The 20,933-nt window shown below is 59.1% G+C and carries 16 protein-coding genes and 1 pseudogene; 8 read left to right on the top strand and 9 right to left on the bottom strand.

The window, feature by feature from the left end:
• Positions 1 to 8 precede the first annotated feature (8 nt).
• Positions 9 to 1,466: a lipopolysaccharide biosynthesis protein gene (locus tag AC0L2J_RS00870; RefSeq protein WP_473386578.1), complete on the bottom strand. Its 1,458-nt coding sequence runs from the start codon at positions 1,464 to 1,466 to the stop codon at positions 9 to 11.
• A 247-nt stretch (positions 1,467 to 1,713) separates the two neighbouring features.
• Between AC0L2J_RS00870 and AC0L2J_RS00865 the strand changes: the two genes are divergently transcribed.
• Positions 1,714 to 2,859 (top strand): glycosyltransferase family 4 protein, encoded by a 1,146-nt coding sequence (locus AC0L2J_RS00865; protein ID WP_473386576.1) that lies wholly within the window; start codon positions 1,714 to 1,716, stop codon positions 2,857 to 2,859.
• A 22-nt stretch (positions 2,860 to 2,881) separates the two neighbouring features.
• Here AC0L2J_RS00865 and AC0L2J_RS00860 read toward each other — a convergent pair whose 3' ends face one another.
• Genes AC0L2J_RS00860 through AC0L2J_RS00845 form a run of 4 tightly spaced genes read right to left on the bottom strand, consistent with a single transcriptional unit; the run spans position 2,882 to position 7,650 of the window.
• Positions 2,882 to 3,976 (bottom strand): acyltransferase family protein, encoded by a 1,095-nt coding sequence (locus tag AC0L2J_RS00860; RefSeq protein WP_473386574.1) that lies wholly within the window; start codon positions 3,974 to 3,976, stop codon positions 2,882 to 2,884.
• Complete coding sequence (locus AC0L2J_RS00855) at positions 3,973 to 5,079, bottom strand: acyltransferase family protein (protein WP_473386572.1); 1,107 nt, start codon at positions 5,077 to 5,079, stop codon at positions 3,973 to 3,975. The genes AC0L2J_RS00860 and AC0L2J_RS00855 overlap by 4 nt, the downstream gene beginning before the upstream one ends.
• A gap of 8 nt (positions 5,080 to 5,087) precedes the next feature.
• Positions 5,088 to 6,431, bottom strand: a complete 1,344-nt coding sequence (locus AC0L2J_RS00850) for a hypothetical protein (RefSeq protein WP_473386570.1) — start codon at positions 6,429 to 6,431, stop codon at positions 5,088 to 5,090.
• 7 nt (positions 6,432 to 6,438) lie between these two features.
• On the bottom strand, positions 6,439 to 7,650 hold the full coding sequence (locus AC0L2J_RS00845; protein WP_473386567.1) for an acyltransferase family protein: 1,212 nt from the start codon (positions 7,648 to 7,650) through the stop codon (positions 6,439 to 6,441).
• Between the two features lie 569 nt (positions 7,651 to 8,219).
• On the opposite strand from AC0L2J_RS00845, the gene AC0L2J_RS00840 reads away from it, so the two are divergent.
• The 3 genes from AC0L2J_RS00840 (at position 8,220) to AC0L2J_RS00830 (ending at position 11,862) form a co-directional block, all read left to right on the top strand.
• Positions 8,220 to 8,780: a hypothetical protein gene (locus tag AC0L2J_RS00840; RefSeq protein ID WP_473386565.1), complete on the top strand. Its 561-nt coding sequence runs from the start codon at positions 8,220 to 8,222 to the stop codon at positions 8,778 to 8,780.
• 29 nt (positions 8,781 to 8,809) lie between these two features.
• Complete coding sequence (locus AC0L2J_RS00835) at positions 8,810 to 11,041, top strand: Wzz/FepE/Etk N-terminal domain-containing protein (RefSeq protein WP_473386563.1); 2,232 nt, start codon at positions 8,810 to 8,812, stop codon at positions 11,039 to 11,041.
• Positions 11,042 to 11,568: 527 nt separating this feature from the next.
• Positions 11,569 to 11,862 carry a hypothetical protein gene (locus AC0L2J_RS00830; protein WP_473386561.1) on the top strand — a complete coding sequence of 98 codons (294 nt, stop codon included), beginning with the start codon at positions 11,569 to 11,571 and terminating at the stop codon, positions 11,860 to 11,862.
• 38 nt (positions 11,863 to 11,900) lie between these two features.
• On the opposite strand, the gene AC0L2J_RS00825 is transcribed toward AC0L2J_RS00830, so the two are convergent.
• Complete coding sequence (locus AC0L2J_RS00825; protein ID WP_473386559.1) at positions 11,901 to 13,331, bottom strand: undecaprenyl-phosphate glucose phosphotransferase; 1,431 nt, start codon at positions 13,329 to 13,331, stop codon at positions 11,901 to 11,903.
• Between the two features lie 589 nt (positions 13,332 to 13,920).
• Between AC0L2J_RS00825 and AC0L2J_RS00820 the strand changes: the two genes are divergently transcribed.
• Positions 13,921 to 14,658, top strand: a complete 738-nt coding sequence (locus AC0L2J_RS00820; RefSeq protein WP_473386875.1) for a metallophosphoesterase family protein — start codon at positions 13,921 to 13,923, stop codon at positions 14,656 to 14,658.
• A 104-nt stretch (positions 14,659 to 14,762) separates the two neighbouring features.
• On the opposite strand, the gene AC0L2J_RS00815 is transcribed toward AC0L2J_RS00820, so the two are convergent.
• Positions 14,763 to 15,026 carry a hypothetical protein gene (locus tag AC0L2J_RS00815; protein WP_473386556.1) on the bottom strand — a complete coding sequence of 88 codons (264 nt, stop codon included), beginning with the start codon at positions 15,024 to 15,026 and terminating at the stop codon, positions 14,763 to 14,765.
• A gap of 512 nt (positions 15,027 to 15,538) precedes the next feature.
• Here AC0L2J_RS00815 and AC0L2J_RS00810 point away from each other — a divergent pair.
• Positions 15,539 to 15,853 (top strand): hypothetical protein, encoded by a 315-nt coding sequence (locus AC0L2J_RS00810; RefSeq protein WP_473386554.1) that lies wholly within the window; start codon positions 15,539 to 15,541, stop codon positions 15,851 to 15,853.
• 757 nt (positions 15,854 to 16,610) lie between these two features.
• Here the strand turns inward: AC0L2J_RS00810 and AC0L2J_RS00805 are convergent.
• Positions 16,611 to 16,778, bottom strand: a complete 168-nt coding sequence (locus AC0L2J_RS00805; RefSeq protein WP_473386552.1) for an RNA-binding protein — start codon at positions 16,776 to 16,778, stop codon at positions 16,611 to 16,613.
• 157 nt (positions 16,779 to 16,935) lie between these two features.
• Between AC0L2J_RS00805 and AC0L2J_RS00800 the strand changes: the two are divergent.
• A pseudogene (locus tag AC0L2J_RS00800) lies at positions 16,936 to 18,069 on the top strand (IS3 family transposase).
• Positions 18,070 to 18,355: 286 nt separating this feature from the next.
• The gene (gmd, locus tag AC0L2J_RS00795; protein WP_473386550.1) at positions 18,356 to 19,447 is read left to right on the top strand and encodes a GDP-mannose 4,6-dehydratase; all 1,092 of its coding nucleotides are present in this window, start codon (positions 18,356 to 18,358) and stop codon (positions 19,445 to 19,447) included.
• A 144-nt stretch (positions 19,448 to 19,591) separates the two neighbouring features.
• On the opposite strand, the gene AC0L2J_RS00790 is transcribed toward gmd, so the two are convergent.
• Entirely contained in the window at positions 19,592 to 20,902 is a 1,311-nt protein-coding gene (locus AC0L2J_RS00790; protein WP_473386548.1) for a WcaI family glycosyltransferase, read from the bottom strand.
• Positions 20,903 to 20,933: the final 31 nt, after the last annotated feature.

The raw sequence follows: 20,933 nt of genomic DNA, 5'->3' as shown, positions 1-20,933 counted from the left end.
CGTCTTCATCAGGCGGTCGCACCACGCTTCACGACGAAAGCGATCAACGAGAACAACTGCTTCCGCCAGAACAGCAAGATGCTCATCAGATAGGTCGCCCCGAAGCATGACGAGAGCAGTCCTATCCGCAAATAGGGATTCATGTCCGGGGTCGCTTCGCGGCATAGCGCAACTGCGCCATAGGCAAGAAGGATGGCGCAAAGGCAGCCTGCGACGGGCCGCAGAAACTGGTTCCAGCTCAGGCCCAGCAGCCTGAGCGCCAGCGCGAATGTCACGGGCGTCACGACGAGCTGTGCGACAGCGAAGATGGTGGCCAGCTGACCAATGTCGTGCGAAGGCAGCAGGAACATTGCGGGTACCACGGTGCCGAATTTGAGAATGTTCAGCAGGAAGACGTAGTTGGGCTTGCCCATGGCGCCGAAATAGGCGCTGTTCACGAACTGCACTGTCTGGATGGCGCCGATGAGCATCAGCGGCCTCATCACGGCTTCGCTGCCGGCCCATTTTGAACCGAACAGCAGCAGGGAGAACTCCGGCGCGATCGCCGCCAGGAGCACAAAGACCGGAGAGCCAATCAATGCTCCGAGGCTGACGCTGCGCAGATAGGCGTCTGCAATACGCTGACGCTCATGCGCGATCTTGGACAGTGCGCTCAGCGCGACGTCCATGACGGCCTGTGTCAGCAACTGCATGAGAATGATGTAAACTCTCGCGCCCACCGTGTAGATGCCCAAGGCTGCGACGCCATAGAGCGACAGGATGATCATGTCGATCGTCCGCACGATGGCGAAGTCCAGCAGCCTGTTCGACACGACATGGATGCTGTAGCCGGAAAGTTCGCGCAAGCTCTTCAGATCGTAGCTGCGCATCGGGAGCCATCTGGGCTGGCTCCAGAGCCACAGGCCGCTGACCGCGCTCTGAACCACCACCTGGATCACGAGGCTGAGAGCGCCGAACCCGGCATAAGCACAGGCGATCCCGACCACTCCGGAGATCGCGGTCGCCACCATGGTCCTGAGCGCAAGCACGCGAAAATCCATCTGGCGCTTGTAGAGCGCCTCCTGGAACAGCGTGGCGGTACCGATCGGAAGCGAGAGGCTCGCGGCCGTCAAGAGCGGGGCAAGTCCCTTCACGTCGAGCCAACGCTCGATATCGGTCGCCAGCAGGGCGATGAGAACCGCAAGGATGGTCGATGCCGCCAGTGAGCAGAAAAATGGCAGCGTCACGTCCGCAGGCTCGAGCGTGCGTCGCTGGATCAACGCATCACCAAACCCGAATTCAGAAATGGAGCTCAGGAGCAGCAGGATGAAGCCAACCAGCGCGGCAAGACCGAAATCCGCAGGATTGAGCAGCCGCGCCAATATCAAGAACAGGACAAACGACAGCGCACGGCCGCCCCAATTCTGCGCCAGCGACCACAACAACGCGACCACGACCTGATGTTGTTTTCCCGGAGTGACGTTCATCAAAAAATCGACCCAATTCCGACAGATCCAATCACAATCGCCCGCTAGACAAATAGGCAATCGATGACCGCGCGTAACGTCGCCATCTTCCACTCCGTCCCGATGGCGGCAGCAATCGCGCAGCAGTACGACGGCGTTGTGGCAATCAGATGAGCGCCATCAATCATCCGATTTAGCGTGGAAGTGAGTTCAAATCGTGGACTACACTCCAACGGGCTCAGCGATGTGATGCAAAATGGATGCCTTGATGAATTCGCCTACCACAACCTTCAATCGCGATTCCAGGCGCTTGCGCGTGGCGATCTACGCGCCGCATTTCGCAGAATATTCCTACCGGCTCGCATCGGGGTTGGCGCGCCATTGCGATGTTCGCCTCGTCCTCAACCGCAAGGATGCGAACCAGCAGTGGGAACTGGCCGATATCGAGGCGACGACTCCCTTCAACACGAGGATTCGCGATCTGAGCCTGCGCCGCGCCGGCGCCATCGGCATTCCGGCTTCATTCATGGACATAATTTCGTTTCGTCCAGACGTGGTTCATTGTCACGAAGTTCCGGAGGTCTACACATCCAAGCTGATCCAATTCCTGCGACCGCTTGGAATCCCGTTGGTGCTGACCGTTCACGACGCGATTCCGCATTCGGAGGGCGGTTCTGGCACCTCTCCACGCGAGGATGGCTGGCGCGCGCGCATGCGCGCGGCAGCGTCAGTCGTCACGACGCACGGCGAGAGCTGCATTGCGGACTTTCGCCATGCGTCGCCGGACTTCAATGGAGAAATCGTCTCCAGCATGCACGGCGTGCTCATGGTGCCCCCGACGCGCGCCGCCGCCATCGAACCCGACTCTGCACGAATCCTGTTTTTTGGGCGGATGTGGGCCTACAAGGGGTTGGACGTCTTCATCGACGCGATCGACCTGCTGGACCGGCGCGGCGTGGCGCACGAAGCGATCGTCGCGGGCCGCGGTCCCGAGATGACGCGGCTCGGCGCGCGCATGGAGGCGATGCCGACGGTCAAAACGATCGACGCCTATATCTCGCCCGGGGATACGGGACAATTGTTTCAGTCCGCGACCGTGGTCGCCCTGCCCTATAAGGATGCGACGCAGAGCGGCGTGCTGGCGTCTGCTTACGGCAATTCCCGTCCCGTCGTCGCCAGCGCCACCGGTGGCATTCCTGACGTCGTGACAGACGGAGTGAACGGGCTTCTGGTCCCGCCTGGCAACGCGGCCGCCTTGGCCGATGCGCTCGAACGCGTCCTGACCTCGAAGTCGCTTGCCGCGACCTTGACCGACGGTGCACGGCAGACAGCAGCCGGTCCGTTGAACTGGGATCGCATCGCCGAGGGCCTGTTGCCATCCTACCGCAAGCTTGCCGGCCGTAACGTGAGTTGACCGTGACGGATATTGCGATCGTCTAGGCGGATTGTTCCATCTTGCTCAACGACCGAAAGAACATGCTACGGACCGCGCCATCCAACAATCGTCTCAGCCTGACCTCGATCAACTCGTAGCTGATCGCGCTTGCGATCAGCGACATCAACGAGCCAAGCAGGATGAATGCTGCCCACAGCAACCAACGGTCGACACCGACAGCGACGAGCTTGAGCCCGATCACCTGCAAGGGAAACAGGACAAACGGGTGCACGAGATACAGGCTGTAACTTATCTTGCCGACATACTGCAGGACCGGCGTGCTGAGGGCCCTGGCGAGGCCGGAGTCCGGGGCCAGCACCATGGCGAACAGCAAAAGGCCCGGAACAAGACCCACGAACGGGTGAAACAGCACCAGGCTCGCGTACATCGCGACCCCGCAAGTGAGGCCTGCCATCAAACCAAGAGGTCCCGGAATGGAGATGCGCCAACCCGTGGCGCTGAGAAGCATGCCGACGCAGAAGAACGCCGTGATCGGCCAATGCAGGAGACAGGCCACGCCCAGCAAGATCAAGGGCGCCGCCAGCATTCTGCCTCCGAGGCGCCAGACCGAGAATGTCAGCGCGAACCAGATGTAGAACGCCCATTCGTAAGTCAAAGTCCAGGCATTCTGCTGAGCGATGGGCAACCCGAGAGCATCCTGCACGAAGAACAGATTGGCCGTGAAGATCGCCAGATAGCCAGCCAAATCGATCCCGCGGAAGAATTTGTAGCCCACGATCGGGCCAATCACGAAGAGCGCGAGATGCAGCACGACGAACACCGGCATGATGCGCAGGATACGGTCGAAGAAGAACCGTGGCAGCGAGCCGTGCCGCACCAGACTGGCCGGGATCAGGAAGCCGCTGATCATGAAAAACAGCTCGACACCGTGGCCGCCGACATTGATCACCGATTGCAGCCAGAGCCAGAGCGGCGGCAGGAAGCCGGGATCCGGAATGTCGTACACGCCTCCCTTGGGCATGTCGTAGAAATGATCCATCAGCACGCTCAGCGCCGCAATGCCACGAAGTCCCTGGACGGAGGGAACGAAAGATCCGTCGTATCCGGTATTCGGCTGGCGCGTTGTTTCGATCACTCCGCTGCCCCTTGCGCGCTGAGCGCCGGCTCGAGAACGACCGCCCTCCTGCGCTTCGACCGGAACCTTTGGCCGAACGAGATGCTGGGCTTCTCGACGAACGCATATGTCGACCAGCTGACCAGGATCGACAGTGCTGCGACCAGCGCGGCGAAGGCGGCCCATCCCAGCGGTCCATCACCGAGCCAGACGAGACGATGGATCCAGACGATCACGAATGGCGACATCAAATAAACGGAATAGCTGATCGTTCCCACGAACGCCATCGGGCGCCAGGCCAACCTCTCGCCGAACGCCGCAAACGCGATGAAGACGAGCGCAGCGCAGACATAAGCCGCCCCGATCGAATAACTGTAGAAAAAGTTTTCCTGATAGACGCCGCCGAACCGCCTCTCCGCCAGCGTGATGGCGAAGATCGCATAGAACACCGTACAAACGGCGACGTGCGGCCATCGCAGCTTTCCGCCGATGACGGTGTCGCGGATGACCTTGCCAAGGAACATCGCAGAAAGGTTCAGCCCAACCTCCATCAGCGACGACACCGTCCTGCTTTCGACCAGAAGTGCGGCGGCTGTCCCGACCAGCGCCGCAGCAATGACAATCCCGACCGCCGTAAAGCGCCGGTTCAGCAATCCCATCGCGAAAAGGATGGTGCATCCGACATAGAACAGGAGCTCGATCGCCAACGTCCAGTAGAAGACCCAGAGGTTCGGGATGTTCACGAAAGTCTGCAGCATCGTCACGTTCGCGATGACCTGCGACAACGGGTAGGCGTTGGACTCCAGCACCTGCATCGTGACGAGCCCGATCACCATCGACGTCCAGTACGCCGGATAGAGCCGAAAGAAGCGGCTGATCGTGAAATCGCGCACGGGAGTAGCGCTGTCCGGAAAACTGAATGGGATGACGAATCCGCTAACGAAGAAGAACAGCACGACTCCGAACCGGCCGAAGTTCATGTAGTAGCCGATCGCATCGTGGAAGACCCAATAATACGCGCCGGTGGGGTGCTTCTGGACAATCACCTCGAGCACGTGCTGGAACAGCACCGCCAACACGGCAATGCCGCGCAGCGTATCGATGAATGCAAGCCGTCTATGCATCGTTTATCTCACCTGCTCCCACGCGCTGCCGTCCCCGGCATATCGACGCCGAGACCCTCCAACGAGCGGATCGGCCGCGGCAACTCTATCGGAACGGTATCGGCTGCCCGCGCGGACGTCGCCCGCCGGGAGAATACTTCGCTGAAGCTCAAGGCGATGATCAGAAGTCCCGATGCCGGGCCGTAGTTCAGGACCGTGATCGTAAACAGGTTGACCACGAAGAGCAGCGTCAACTTGTAGACGTCGGTCGCTCCGAAGTTGGCCCGGAACACCATCACCATGAATGCGACGAACGGAAGTCCGAACATCAGGTATGTTCCGATGTAGAAATTGTCGACCGGCACCCAGTACGCCGCGAGCGGCGAGAACAGCTTCTGCGGATAGTTGAAGCAACCCGCGCCGCACCCGGTGACCAGGCCGATCGGCATCAGCTGGCTCATGTAGACGAACGGCAGCTGCCAGCTGTTATTGATGCGGTCGAGAATGCTGAACAGGGTCGAGTGCGGCACCGCTGCGGTGCCCGATGCGACCACGATCATGAAGAATGGAACGAGGATCGCAGCGAACGACCACAACGCGATCGCGCGGATCGCGGGGAAGCGCGACTTCTCCGGCAGCATTCGCACCAGCACCAGCAGCACCAGGTACAGCACAAGAACGATCATGGTCGTCTTGCTGGTGGTCAGACGAATGACGTAAACCGCAAGCGAGCCGTACAGAAGGCACCAGAGCGTGCTCTTGCGGATCGACGTGATCGCAAACGACACGAGGATGAAGAATGCGGCCATGGTATTGTCGGCGGCAAAGCCCATCAGGCGCTGATCGTCACCGCCATAGGCCCACCACAGCCGGCCAGCCTCGCGCACGGCGCCAAAGGATTCATATTTGTAGCCGACCCAGGGCATGAGGTAGAACTTCGTCAACAACACGCCGATGACGGAGAGATAGAAGGTCACGGCGATGACCGACAGCAGCTTTCGGTAAGAACCCAGGCTGGAATCGCAGAAGCAGAATCCGACAAAGACCGGCAGCATCATCTTGAAAGCCGAGATCGCGGCGGTCGCGGTGCCCATCATGAAGTAGCCGAGCACCAGCGACAGCATGATCTGCGCGAACACCAGGAGCGCCAGAGTGCTGCGATTGCGCAAAATGCAATGCACGAAGAACTGGACCAGACACAGCAGCGCAACGCCGTCGGGCAGGTACCAGAGCGTGTCCAGATGAAAGATGCTGGTGTAGTAGCGGATCACCCCGCCGAAAGCGTCCCGGACCAGATAAACCCCGAGCGCGATCGCCTCGATGTTGAGGCTGACCAGCGTGATCTGCGGGCGCTGCAGCGCTAGGGCCGTCATGCTCGCCTCAATTCGTCAGCCGCGCCGATGGCGCGGGAGATGGCGAAAAATCGGGCCGGCTTCCGAGAACATTGCGAAGCAGCTTGCCGCCAAGAATCTCGACGTAGAGATAGCTGAAGTTCGAAACCACCAGCACAGCTGCCAGGGAGATCACAAGATTCAGCGTGGCCGGCAGCCCCGCCCAGATCGAATCGAGCGCAGCGATCGGCCTTGGCCCGAGTGCCCGCACGAAGTACTCCGCGAAAAGCACCACGAGCGCATGCACCATATAGATGGAGTAGGATCTGCGCCCCAGCCACACCAGCGGCCGCGCCACCAGAATCTTCGGCACCAGCAACGCATCCGGAAACGCCAGCAGGCTGCCGAGGAAGGCTGCGAAAACAAGCGGCGCCAGGAAGGTGGCCGCCGGATTGGTCTCGGCGAGGCTGACCAGCACGATACTGGCGATCATGGCGATCAACTGCAGCATTCCCTGCACGGCAGGGCTCGGCTTGCCTGGCAGGCGACGAACGATCCTGACGGTCAAGACACCGAGGAAGAAGCTCACAAAACAGCGAAGGATACCGAAATCGGTCTGGAGTCCCAGACTCCTCTTGTCGAGCACGAAGACGATGACGACCAGACTTGCGACCGCGACCAGCCCGGAGACGGCGTAAAACCACGACAGCGAACGCATGCGCTGGGCCAGCAGGACGATCAGGCCGAACACCAGGTAGGTGTAGAATTCGACACTAATGCTCCAGCTCGGAGCGTTCCAGCTGAGATAGTCGATCAGTCCCATCGAATGCAGGAGAAAGACGTTGAGCAGGAAGGAATAGGCATTGTTCACCTCGAAGGCGGCTGGCGCGGCAGCCACGACGCCTGCGGCGACCAAGCCGATCCGCAGAAGGCGGAACAGCAGGTTTGCGATCAGCATGACGATGTGAAGCGGATAGACCCGCGCCAGACGCCGCACCATGAATTCGCGCAGCGAGAAGCGTCCGAAGTCGCCCTCGACGTAGCTCAACGACATCACGATGCCACTGAGAACGAAGAACAAGTCGACCAATAGCCACGCGCTTCTGAAGAACGAGCAATTGATCCATGCATTGTGCGGGAATGCCGCGAGAAAGGTCGGCATCAACAGGAGATGGTGGATCACCACAGATGTCGCGGCGATACCCCGGATGCTGTCGAGCGGCAGGACATGCGCTTTCTCACGATGAACCAACTCCGTCACATCGACATTCCGTAGCTGTTGCACCGCAGCAGTCTGTATCAGGTCTTTGCGTGCTTTCAATCGTCACGATTGAGGATTCGCGTATGACGCATGACGACCAGCGATAAATTCAATGCTCTCTGTCATTCGAACATGCGCGCGACAACTTTGCGCCATTTTTGCTGATCGAGAAGCATCGCGACGAACGAACTGACTCGCCGGCGAATGGTCGCGAGCATTTGCGAACAAAGTATGCGCGAAACCCGGCGGTGTTGCGATTTGGCTTGTATGAAGATGTTTTTCGCACGCGCGCCGGTGTCGCTGGAACAATTTTCGTGTGTCAATTTCGCGACAGGATTTTTGCGACCGCCTCATAAATTTTCAAACTGCAAAATTCGCGGGCAGCATTGTGATGATCTCGCAGGCATTGCAAATCATGGTTGCACAACCAACGTGAGGTAAGACACTGATATGGCAATTGATGGCAAGCGCGCCCGAATGAAGCCCGCTTTTGCGTCGCACAAAAATTGACACAGTTGACTGCCACTCTTCATGTGTACTGGTTTTGCAGCAACGACGAAGGGACACGGATGAGCTGCGAAGTGACGCGTCGTGCGAAGCCGAGATGGCTACCGATCATCCTGACGGGATTTGCTCTGATCGCATCGGGCGTCGGTCCCACCCGAGCTCAATGCGTCGGATTCTCGGACCGCGCCTCACAAACCGAACTCGACGCCTTCGTGAAGGCGCCGTCTTCGCTTCTGGAACGGCTGCGCAACGACAAAGAGAAGCTGAGGTCTCGTCTCTCCTCGTATATTGCGACCAGTCCATCGGTGTTGCCGTCGGTGCAGACGCTCATCTCCGAATCGGCTTCCCCCGACCGCTCGACCATCGGCGCAGCGCTGCGGCTCGCAGAAGCGCTGTGTACGTCGACGAAGCCGGACGCTGCGCGCAAGATCAGGGATTTCACGCAGCGTCTCGGCGACCTCGCCGTGCAAGCAGGCTATTCCGCGGCGGGAGAAGACGGCTCCAGCGCCCAATTGCAGCCGAGAGACAACAGGCCGACGCAGTCTCGGGGCGGAGCGCTCTTGGAAGGCGAATGGAAGACCAAACTGGCCAACCCATTCAAACCTGTTCCCCTCCCGAATTGATCCTTGAGCATTAAGGCAGCGAATTTCAGATGTATCAGCCTAGAGAGCACTTCCAATCGGGACACCGGTTCGGCATCGAGTTTGGCGGCGCGGTCCTCAGCTTTGACCGTGTGACCGACGTCCTTCGTCGACAATGGCCGCTGATCGCGGCGGCAGTTGGCGCTTCGCTGGCTCTGGTGATCGTCTATCTGGTGCTGGCAAAGCCGATGTATACGGCAAACGCCCGTATCATGATGGATACCCGGCAAACCCAGGTTCTGGACAAGGACAGCGGGACCAGCAGCGCTCTGATCGACACCGGCTATGTCGACAGCCAGGTCGAAGTCATCAATTCTGACGATCTCATCCTTTCAGTCGTTCGCCGCCTGCGGCTCACCGAGGATCCGGAATTCAACGGCTCCAATCCAGGACTTCTCGCCGTCGTCATGGGCAAGGTCATGTCCGTGTTCGCATCCGGCGAACCGCCCACACAGGAGCGGATCGAGCATGCCGTGGTCGAATCGATTCAAAAGAGTCTCAGGGTCGAGCGCGTCCTGACCACATACGTCTTGTCGCTCAGTTATCGCGCACACAACGCGGACAAGGCGGTCAAGATCGTCAATGCGATCGCCGATGCCTACATCGTGGGTGCACTGGAAGCAAAATACCAGTCCACGAAACGCGCGACCGAATGGCTCCAGCAGCGGAGCGTCGAACTCAGCGAGCAGGCGACGGCCAGCGACCGCGCGGTGCAAACCTTCAAGGCAGAGCACAATATCGTCGGAACCAGCCGCGGCCTCATGTCCGAGCAGCAATTGTCGGACTTGAATACACAGCTGGTTCAGGCGCGGGCGGCCACGGCCGAAGCCAAGGCGCGCCTCGATCGGATCGAGGCGATTTCCGACCAGGACCTCGCCCAGCCGACGGTGACGGACGCCCTTAACAACTCGGTCATTACGCGCCTGCGCGCCCAGTACCTCGATTTGCAGGCCCAATATGCCGATTGGTCAAGGCGTTACGGTAAGACTCATCTTGCGACGGTCAATTTGGCCAACAAAATGGAGGAACTGCGCAAGAATATCGCCGATGAGCTTCATCGGATCGGGGACGCTTATCGCAGCGACTACGAGATCTCAAAAAGTCGAGAGGCATCTCTCGACAAGAACGTGAAAGAGCTGGTCGCCCAGGCGGGACACACCGGCCAGGCGGAAGTCAAGCTGCGCGATCTCGAAAGCGCGGCCGACACCTATCGCAATCTCTACAATAACTTCCTGGAGAAGCTGCAAAGCGCCACCCAAAATCAGAGCTTCCCGCTCAGCGAGGCACGCCTGATCAGCACTGCGACCAAGCCTGATCGCAAAAGTTCGCCGCGGACGGTTTTGGCCTTGGTGGGGGGCCTGGTAGGCGGCCTCTGTCTCGGCTTCGGCGCCGCCTTTGCCCGCGAGCTCCTCAACGACGTCTTGCGGACCCCCGGAGAGGTCGAGGACGAACTCGGCGTGAAGTGTCTTGGCGTTCTGCCAGATATCCGGCCGCCGACAAAGACGCGCGCGTTGCTTTCGGCATCCGCGAAAGCTGACGAAGCGGGACTATCCCGCTACGTCGTCGATCATCCCTTCTCGCGGTTTGCCGAAACGTTGCGCAACATCAAGGTTTCGATCGACGTTGCGCGCATGACCCGAGAGATTAAGGTCATTGGCATTGTATCGTCGCTGCCAAAAGAAGGAAAAACGACGGTCGCGGCCAATTTCGCTCAATTAATTGCCATGACCGGTCACCGCACCATCCTGATCGACGGCGACTTGCATACGCGTTCGCTCACACGGGAACTCGCACCGAACGCCAACAGCGGACTGGTCGAGGCCCTCAGTGATCCCACGGGCTTCAGCTATCACGTGCAGCGAAGCAAGGAGACCGGTCTCGATTTCCTGCCCTCCATCGTTGCTTCGCGCATGGTCAATTCGGCCGACGTCATCGCATCGAAGCCAATGGCCGACCTGCTCGCAATGCTACGGGAACACTACGAATATATCATTATCGACCTTGCCCCCGTGATGCCGGTGGCGGACTCCAAGGCGTTCAGCGTCCTCATCGATGCAATGGTCTATGTGATCGAATGGGGAGCAACCACGCGAGCTGCGCTTCAAGAATCAATTTCGGGATCGGAGATCCTTCAGAAGAAGCTGCTGGGTGCCGTCCTCAATCGCGCCAACCCGAAGATGCTTGGACGCATCGAGGCGTATAAGGGTAAGCACCGCAACAGCTATTACGTCGAACATTCCTAGAGCGAAGGGGGCGCAAGCCGCACAGTCTGCGGCCCCGCGCCCCTCGCGCATGCCCCGATCGGCTGACGACCGCCGCGGAGCCTTCCGGAGATAGGCTGCTGAGGGCCCACTTTTCGGCCCCGTCGTCTGCACGAACGGACTGAAGCGACCGTCGGACATTCGCAGCCATGGCGGGACGCCCGGCGGGCGAAGATGCGTCAGCGGGCTCTATTGAGTTCCGGAGTCACGAAGACGTCGGAACCAACCCGCCAAGCGACATTATGGTCGGCCGATGCGCGTCCAATCTCCGTATTCATCCGGAATCCACAAATGACGATCTCTGCCATAGCCCAAGGCATGGATTGACGACAGCGATCCGGACGAAAGATAGTAGATTGTGACGTGTTTCCTGCACAAACTTGCCCCTGGCACGCAGGGCTGTTCATCGTGACCGAAGCTTGGGCTGCCGATTCTTTGAGCACCTTTCCTTCCGAGGTTCAGGAGGCTAACGTGAGCTCATATTCTTCGTACTTTTTCGGCAGGTTCGGATGGTGATTGCTCTTATTGTCTTGAGCATCTGGGTGTTGCTCAACATTCTTTTCGTGTTGATCGTGGTTCCCCCGCGTAAGGCCCGCCGGGAATCCCGGCCAATGGCGACCACTCTTGCCCCTGCCCCGCTCGATCCGAATCACCGAGAACTCGAGCATGACGAGCCTTTTTCGCTTCGCCACGTCGTCGTCTCAGTCGCCATGGGAGCGTTCTTCGTCTTGGTGCCGCCAATGCTAGCGCTGCGGGACGCCGTCCTTCGCCTCTTCAAGAAGCCCCCCGGCAACGGAAGCTGACGGCTCATAGGTGCCGCCGGCCCCCTAGGCGGATCCTATTAGTAGGCCTCCTGGAACAGAACCGTCGAGGCCGTACGCGCCATGATCTTCAGATCCAGCCAGATACTCCAATTGCTCACGTACCAGACGTCATATTCCACCCTTTTTTCCATCAGGTCGATCGTCGGGGTTTCGCCCCGGAAGCCGTTGACCTGAGCCCAGCCTGTCAGGCCCGGTTTCATGTGGTGGCGGTAGACGTATTTGCTGATGAGTTCGTCGTAGTAATTGTCATGGGCGAGCGCATGCGGGCGCGGCCCGACCAGGGACATGTCGCCTCGCAAGACATTCCAAAGCTGCGGCAACTCGTCGATGCTCGTCATGCGAAGGAAACGCCCGATCCTGGTGACCCGAGCATCGCGCTTGGTGGCCTGGGTAATCGTCTGTCCGTCTTCGCAGACCGTCATGGTCCGAAATTTCCATATCTCGAACGGCTTGCCGTTGAACCCTCGGCGCGACTGGCGGAAGATGGCAGCTCCCGGCGATCCGACCTTGATCAGAACGGCGACTGTCAGCAGCAGCGGTGTAAGTATGACGAGCGCCAACAAGGCTACCCCTACATCGAGACAGCGCTTTTGGAGACGCTCGAAAACACTGAGCGGCGGCCGCTGAATTTCGACCGCCACGGTCCCACTGACCGGCAGGAATGGGCGCGACACGAGGTCGGCGATGGAATCGTCCGGCAAAAGGCGTACCGGTTGGGGCACAGCGCGCAGAAAGGGCCCGATCTTTCGAAGCATCGGCAATTCGTTCCAATCGATCGCTAGAAGATATTCATCGACGTCCGCCTGGCGAGACTGCCGAATGACATCGCGAATCTGCCGCTCCCAATGGCCATCGCCGCTGTCGATCCCAAGCACGAAATGACGCATGACGTCGAAACCGTTCCTGCGCAAATCCTTGAAGCGGCTTGAGGTGAAGTCGAGCGGCTTCAGGCTCAACAGGATCACCTTGCGATCGACCAACCGGCTTCTGGCATAGTTTGTCGCGAGTACGAACTGCCAGACAAAGCGCAGACTGACCAATCCGGCGCCGCCGATTGCAGCAAAAATGATCACTGTGCCGCGAGACAGATTGTCCGTCGATTTCAGCAGAAATGCCGCGACCGCGAGGATCGTCAGCGACGCCAACCAGATGAAGACGGCCTTGCGCAGCTGCCAGACCAGATTCAGCAAGCGATGCGTAGCGTAGACGTCCTGGGAATATGCAACCGCGACGAACACAACGCCGACGATCAATCCCGCCCCCATCGATGCACCGTCGCCAGTGGAGGCAAGCGCGATATTGTAGAGCGCCGCCCCTGCACCGTAACTGAGCAGGATGAGCAGCAGGTCAGCAGCGATGATGACGATCTGAAAAGGCCGCTGAAGAGCCGTGCCGCGCGTTGACGACAGTGCACCAGCGCTTTCAGAACCATAAGTTGCAACAGCCATTCGAACCTCTGCTATCGAGAATGCTTGACGCTGATCCGTGATGCTGAAGATCCGTCACTTCCCCGAACGCAAACTGTGAAGTGAACACAGCGATATTGTGGCGCTGCACGCGAAACTTTTGCGATGCATGAATGCATCGCGTTTTGTTGAGTCATCGAGCACGAGATTGCGTCACAGTGCTGACACACGATCGAAACGCGCTGCCCTATTTTGAATCAAGTTCCACTTCGAATTCGGTCGGGCGCTTGCAATGAAGCAATACCAGCTCATCTTTGATGCACCGCCTGTTGCCCGCATCGAGTACCTCCGCAAGCGACACGATTCGATTACTAGAAATCCGATGAATTGCGATCTGAAGCTGTATCCTCTCAACCGTCTTGAGCGACGCATGCATCAACCGGCAGCTGAGCGATGCAGCCCCTGGCGGAATTGGCTGATTTGCTCAGCGCGCGGCGACAAGCTAAGCAAGCGGATATCCTCCTTTCCTTCGGCGCAATCGGGCCGTCTGAGAGGCGGCACTCTTCAATAAGGTCCGGCCGTGGACCGACTTGGCGAAATGATCCTCACCACCTCACCGAGTGTGCGCGCCATGACATCTCTTGCCCGATCACACCCGCCAATTCACAGGCCGCAACTGCCGGACGGCGTTCGAGTTTACGCGATCTCGGATATTCATGGCTGCTCGCATTTGCTGCAGCCCATGCTGCGGGTCATCGATGCCGACGTGGCCCACAGTCGGCCACGCTATGCGATCGAGGTGTTCATGGGCGACTACGTCGATCGCGGACCGGACACGCGGGCCACCCTTGACCTCTTGATTGAACGAAGCCGGCGAGGAAACTCGATTTTTCTCAAGGGAAACCACGAGGCATTTCTGGTGAGGGTTTTCGAAGACCCATCGTTGTTTGAAGATTGGCTTCGCATCGGTGGCGTCCAGACGCTCATGTCCTATGGACTCGCGCCGCCAGACCTGAAGCGCGACGACCCGGCGTCGATACTGCGCGACTTGATCCGCGCAATGCCGGGGGAGCATCTGGAGTTCCTGGACGAACTACGGCATAGCTTTACCTGTGGAGACTTTTTCTTTGTCCACGCCGGCGTTCGCCCAGGTGTCCCCTTGTCCGAGCAAAGCGAAAGCGACCTGCTTTGGATTCGCGAAGAGTTCCTTCAGAGCGAAGAGCAGTTCGGCAAATATATCGTTCATGGTCACACGCCGGTGCGCACCGCCGAAATCCTGGCAAACCGGGTCAACATCGATACGGGCGCCTACGCGACGGGCAATCTGACTCTCATGAGCATACAAGGCAGCCGGATGCTCGCGGTATGACGAGCCCGGGATAGTAGCCCAGGATATGTCTGCCGATCCGTTGGGGGAGATTGTTTCCTGATGCAAACGGATGGCCTCGGCAGTCACGAAGCTAACGGCGTCACTTAGTTGAGCACGTGCGGCATTTCCCGGCCTGCTCGCGTGTCGGCCATCCAGTTGCGCCAGGCCCGCTCATGCTTGGCGTAGAGCTCCAGCCAGCGTTGCCCGGGCTTGTTCTGATCGAAGCGAGGGCCAGGATCGAGGGGGGCGTCCGGCTTGTCCAACGTCTCGAACTCGATGGTTTCCGCAATCGTCAAACCGAAAAGGACGCGCTGTCCTGTACCGTCCACGATGTAGCGCCGCGGTGCGTCCCTCATCGGCTGGGTCATGTCATGTGTCGCCTATGGTCGTGAGAACCGAGGTGTCGCTCGCACCCTGGACGAGGACTAAAAGGCACGTCGGACGTGTCCAAATGCCGAGCTGGGAGTCGATCGGGCCGTTCTGCGCGAGGTACCGGAGGGTTCGTTCGTCGTCGTTCGTTGCAAGCGCCAGGTACGCAGTGCATAGCCCAACATGACGCCGGCGCAGAAGATCAAGGCGAAGACAAATGCAGAAGCCATAGGAGTCGTCCTGAATAGTGCGGTGCTCATCAAGAGTGAGCAGTGTGTCGACATCATGATTCCTGATGATTCTTGGTGACTGTCTTGGTGCCAAGCGACGCCAGAGTTCCACTCCATTGCGGCAGCCGAACGCCCACCAGAGATCCTCCAAACTGCACTACAAGTGAATCAGATCCATGTTTGCAAGCCGACTGACACTCTGCCCTCGAGACAGGCGAGTTGAGAAGCAACACGCGATCACCGTTGCCATGAGCTCACGACCGTATCTCACTGAGCTCCCAGTGAGTTACACGATCGAGCCAAATCGCTGGACTTCCGCACCAAGCAAAGCGTGCATGCGAGGATTCAAACCTCTCAGCGGAATCGGATTTCTTATGAATGCGGAAATTATCGATGCAGCCGTCAAATCGTGTCTTGAGAAATCCATGCTAAACTGCTGGCAAGCCGAGCGGATCGCCAGGGCAGCGCAGGCTTGCGCAGAGGCAGGTCGGATAGCTGAGGCGATTCAGGTTTCCATGGATATCGAGCAGTTGAACTACCAGGCGGGACGGCTTGACGATACCGCCACGCTCCTTGCGCGCATGGCGCACGATTGAACAACATCGAGATTCTCACAGTTTGCGCGATCGACAGGGCATGGAATCGGCAAGCTCTCCAAGCGCAATGCCCCCAGCGGCCCGCCCCTTTCCTCTTGTCATCCTTGCTCCAGCCATCGCTTCAGCACGTGCCGTTGCGCGGCCCGGACCGGCTTCTGATAGCGCGGCAAGACGCTTCGTGAGCTCGGGGCTTGGGCATTCCAAAAGCGCAACAAGCATTTCATGGCGGGCTTGCCGGATGCGGCCAAGCCACAGATTGGTGCGGACGAGATCATCCATGTTTGACGAGCTGTGTTGCTGTCCGAAGCGCATAAAATCGTGGATCGTACGGCGCCTCGCGTTACGACCTAACCACGACGCACGATTGTGTGGGGATCATGGTGCCGGAGCCTTTCCTCTTAATTGCTCGAGACGGACTGAACCGAAATTCTTGAACGTTGGCTATTGCCTCGCCAGCGACCTCCGTCGGTACGCAGTATGCATCGAGCGATTAGGTTGAGGACGTCTTCAGCGATTCGCGGGCGCCCGCCTGCACCATTACTAATGCTAGTCTTTTCCGGCCAGGCGATTCGCTTGCAGGCAAGTCCGCGGCGTTCGATCTCTGTGGACAGCCGCTCCGCCCGCTGTCTCGCGGCAGCTCCGACCAGGCTCGTGCCAGCCAAGCGTCGGCCATGACTTCGTTTCGGATGAACTCGTAGATCCGCAGGAGGAAATGATCGGGAAGGCGATAAGTCGTTCATCGTAGGCACAATCTAATTCAGGAAACAATCCAGAGTATCAAACGAAAACCTACCCAGCCAAGCGCCACAATCCAAGCAATCATGGCCAGGCCGGCGGCCCCGAAGAAGAAAATCGCCAAGAGATGGTGGCTGATGCGCCTTTCCCGGCTAGCCGGCTCAACGGTCTGCTCAGTTCGATCAAGCATCCTGACCTGCCCTTGGGAATTCAAGGAAATACAGGCCGAGTGATGAGACGACAAACGATGGCTACGATTAACCTCACCCATCAACGTTAAGGGCTGGCTGAACCTCCTCCGAATGAGTGGACACCTGTAGTAGGCTCATTGAGCGCGGAGGTGTCGAATGGAACGTCAACGTAGGTCGTTCACCGAAGAGTACAAGCGCCAGGCCAGTCGAACTGGTGGTGTCGAGCCGTCGCTCGGTCGGGTCGGTTTCCAAGGAACCCGGTCTGCGCGACTCGGTGCTGCGGCGCTGGATTGACAAGCTCCGGCAGGAGCCGGCATCGGCGGCGTGGCGCCCGACCACGCAGGCGACGCCGATGTCGGCGGACCAGGCTTCGAGATCGCCCGGTTGCGCCAGGAGAACGAACGGCTGCGTATGGAGCGCCGGAACACAGACATGAGCTTCCGCTTCATCGAGGACCATCGCGATACTTATCCGGTACGGCTGATGTGCGCCGTGCTCGAGGTTTCGTCGGCCGGCTATTACGCATGGCGCGAGCGCCCCGTGAGCGCGCGTGCGGACTCCAATTCCACGCTCCTAGCCGAGACCCGTCAGGTCCATCACGACAGCGGTCAGCGCTATGGCAGCCCGCGCGTCCATGCCGCTTTGCGGACGCAGGGGCGTGGCGCCAGCCGCGGCCGGATCGAACGGCTGATGCGTCGATATGGCATTCGAGCGATCATGGCGCGACCCCGTCGGGTTCGCACCATCGACAGTCGTCACGATCTGCCGATCGCGCCGAACCTGATCGCGCGTGACTTTACGCCGCAGCGCCAACCGGGTTTGGCTCGCCGATATCACCTACATCCCGACCGCGGAGGGCTGGTTGTACCTGGCGGCCGTCATGGACCTGTTCGGCCGAAAGATCGTCTGCTGGGCGATGCGGGATCATATGCAGATCGAACTCGCATCCACCGCGCTGACGATGGCCATCCAGCAGCAGCGGCCGCAGGCCGGATCGATCCATCATTCCGATCGCGGCGTGCAATATGCCTCACGCGCCTATCGCAAGGTCCTCACCGGCGCCGGCATCGTCGCATCGATGAGCCGCAAGGCCGATTGCTAAGACAACGGCCCGACGGAGAGCTTCTCTCCATACCTTGAAAACCGAGCTGGTCCATCATCGCGATTACAAGACCTGCGCCGAGGCCCCGCGCGATATCTTCGCCTTCATCGAGGGTTTCTACAACCGAACCGGGCTACTCCGCCATCGGATACATCGCCCTGATCGAGATGGAGCTAAAAGCCCCTTAAACCTGTCCACTCTTTCGGGGGAAGATCACGTCGTCCTGCGGGCGGAATCGGGGAACTGATCCCCAGTATTGGACGCGCCCGCTTGGCGCTTTGTAGCGGCCGTTCGAAGCATGCCTTTCGAGGATCCTCCCCGTTGGCAAGCAGGCTCAGAGTAACCATAAAGAGGATTTCGGAGCATACCGATGGATCGAGTAGGCCGTTAATCTAGGCTTGATTTTCGCTAGGTTTCACCCTCCCTAACCCTATCAATTTCGTGTAAGCACAAGTGTTCATTTTTGGGATTGATATGACAAAGAAACGAGCACTTATTACGGGCGTCACCGGCCAGGACGGCGCTTATTTGGCTGAACTTCTTCTGCAGAAGGGTTACGAGGTCCACGGCATCAAGCGCCGGACCTCCCTCTTCAATACCGATCGTATTGATCATCTCTATCTCGATCCGCACGAGCCCAATCCGCCCTTTCGACTCCACTATGGCGATCTTACGGACTCCTCCAGCCTGATCAGGATCGTCGGACAAGTACAACCGGACGAAATCTACAATCTCGCGGCGCAAAGCCACGTGGCCGTTTCGTTCGAAGAACCGGAGTATACCGCGAATTCGGACGCTCTCGGCACGCTTCGGCTTCTCGAAGCTATTAGAATCGTGGGGCTCGAAAATAAAGCGAAATTCTACCAAGCCTCCACGTCGGAGCTGTATGGCCTGGTACAGGAGATTCCGCAGAAGGAAACCACTCCGTTCTATCCACGGTCTCCCTACGCGGTAGCGAAGCTCTATGCCTACTGGATAACGGTCAACTATCGTGAGGCATACGGCATGTATGCCTGCAATGGAATCCTATTCAATCACGAGTCTCCCGTTCGCGGCGAAACTTTCGTCACGCGAAAGATCACGCGGGCGTTGGCTCGCATCCATCTCGGCCTGCAGGAGCGTCTCTATTTGGGCAATCTCGACGCCCTCCGCGACTGGGGGCATGCGCGCGACTATGTCGAAATGCAATGGCTGATGCTGCAGCAGGACGCGCCGGAGGACTATGTCATTGCGACCGGCGTGCAGCATTCGGTTCGGCACTTGGTCGACCTTGCTGCGAGCGAAGTGGGGGTACAAATTCGTTGGGAAGGCACAGGCGTCGATGAGAGGGGCTATGATGCTGCTACCGGGAAATGCATCGTGTCCGTCGATCCGCGCTACTTCCGTCCAACGGAAGTCGCGACCCTGCTGGGCGATCCTTCCAAGGCCAGGGAGAAGCTTGGTTGGTGGCCCAAGACTTCGTTCGAAAGCATGGTGCGTGAGATGATGCAGGAAGATCTCGCGTCGGCGAGACGAGATGAGCTGATCAAGCAGCACGGTTTCAGATACTATCCGCGCCATGAGTGATCGGCTGCCCTTTTCGGTTCACGCCATCGGGGCGAGAACGTCGAGACGCTTTTAGGCTTTTAGCACGGCGGCGCGGACCGACGTATCAGCGGATAGGCCTTTCCGTTTCGCTTCGCTCCATCCGGGCTGGGAGTGCCGGCGCCGTCAGGGCAGCGGGATCGCGTCCTTCACCGACATGTCGTCCCGCAAGTTCTTGGTCTTGGTCGCTTGCCCATCGAGGGCGGGCGGAACGCTCCGCATCGCGCTCATTTCCAAGGCCCAGCGACCAACAATGGTTCGTCGATCCCAACGATCGAGAGATCGCTTCCGCCCCTCCCCCCCCAACGCTGCGCAGAGCGCCCGATCCTGAGCGAGCGTACAAATCGCGTCCGCCAAGCCACGTGTATTCCCGGGTGAAACGACGATTCCGGCTCCCCTGACCTCCTCGGCAAGCCCAGTGCCTTCGCTCGCCATCGCGATCACCGGGCGAGCGGAAGCAAGCACGGCGCCGAGCTTGGACGGTAGGACCAGATCGGCAGCCTCACCCTTCTGCGGAATGAGATGCAGATCCGCCGTCGCCATCAGCTCGTTGAAGCTCTCGTTGGGCTGCAGTCCGAGGAAATGAACGTTGCAGCGGCCGGCTGCCAGTTCCATCAACCTGGCCTTGTCTGGCCCCTCTCCTGCTAGAACGAAATGAATCTCTGGATGACTGTCCTCCAGCATAGCGGCTGCCTCGATCACGAGATCGAGGCCTTGCTTGTTGGACATCGTACCCGAATACAATCCGACGACATCGCTTCCGGAAACGCCGAGTTCAGCGCGGTATCTGGTCTGTTTTGCCCGAGGAAAAATTGCGGTCGTGTCGATCCAGTTTCTGATCTCGACGACCCGCTCTCGAGGGACCCCCTTGGCAAGCAGCCGATCGACCATCTGCGGCGAAATCGACGACACCCGGTCGAACGACCGAAGAATACGCGACTCTGTCTCGAGCATTAGCTTCCGCAACGCGCCGCTCCGAAGAATTCCGAGATCGAAGGCGGCATCAACCTCGAAATCCTGCACGTGGAGCCAGGACTTTACACCGATCCGCCGCGCGACAAACGCAACCGTTGCCGACGACATCAACGAGGGGGCGGTGGACAGCATGACATCTGGCCGCCATCCAAGCGCCTTCGTGAGCACCGGCAACGAGCTAGTCAGCGCAAACGAGGCGTGATGCAGCAGCCTCTTCGCACCCGTCGGCTTCCGCGGCACATATATCGGCGTGCGCGTGACCTCGACCCCATTGAGCTCTCGTGTCCCGAAATAATGGCTCTTGAAGCCCTCCGGAATCTGCCAAGCGGGGTAGTATGGCGGTGCAGTCACCACTTTCACCTCATGACCCTCGGCCACAAGGCTCTCACAAAGCTCCGCATTGTATTTCGCAACACCGATAAGATCGGGCGCATAGTTGATGCCGACCAACAAAATACGCATCAGGCACAATCCAACTATTAAATGGAACCAA

This window comes from Bradyrhizobium sp. MV1.5, from assembly GCF_055807615.1.
Note: the sequence above shows the minus strand (reverse complement) of the source record. Positions and strands in the feature narration are given on the sequence as shown.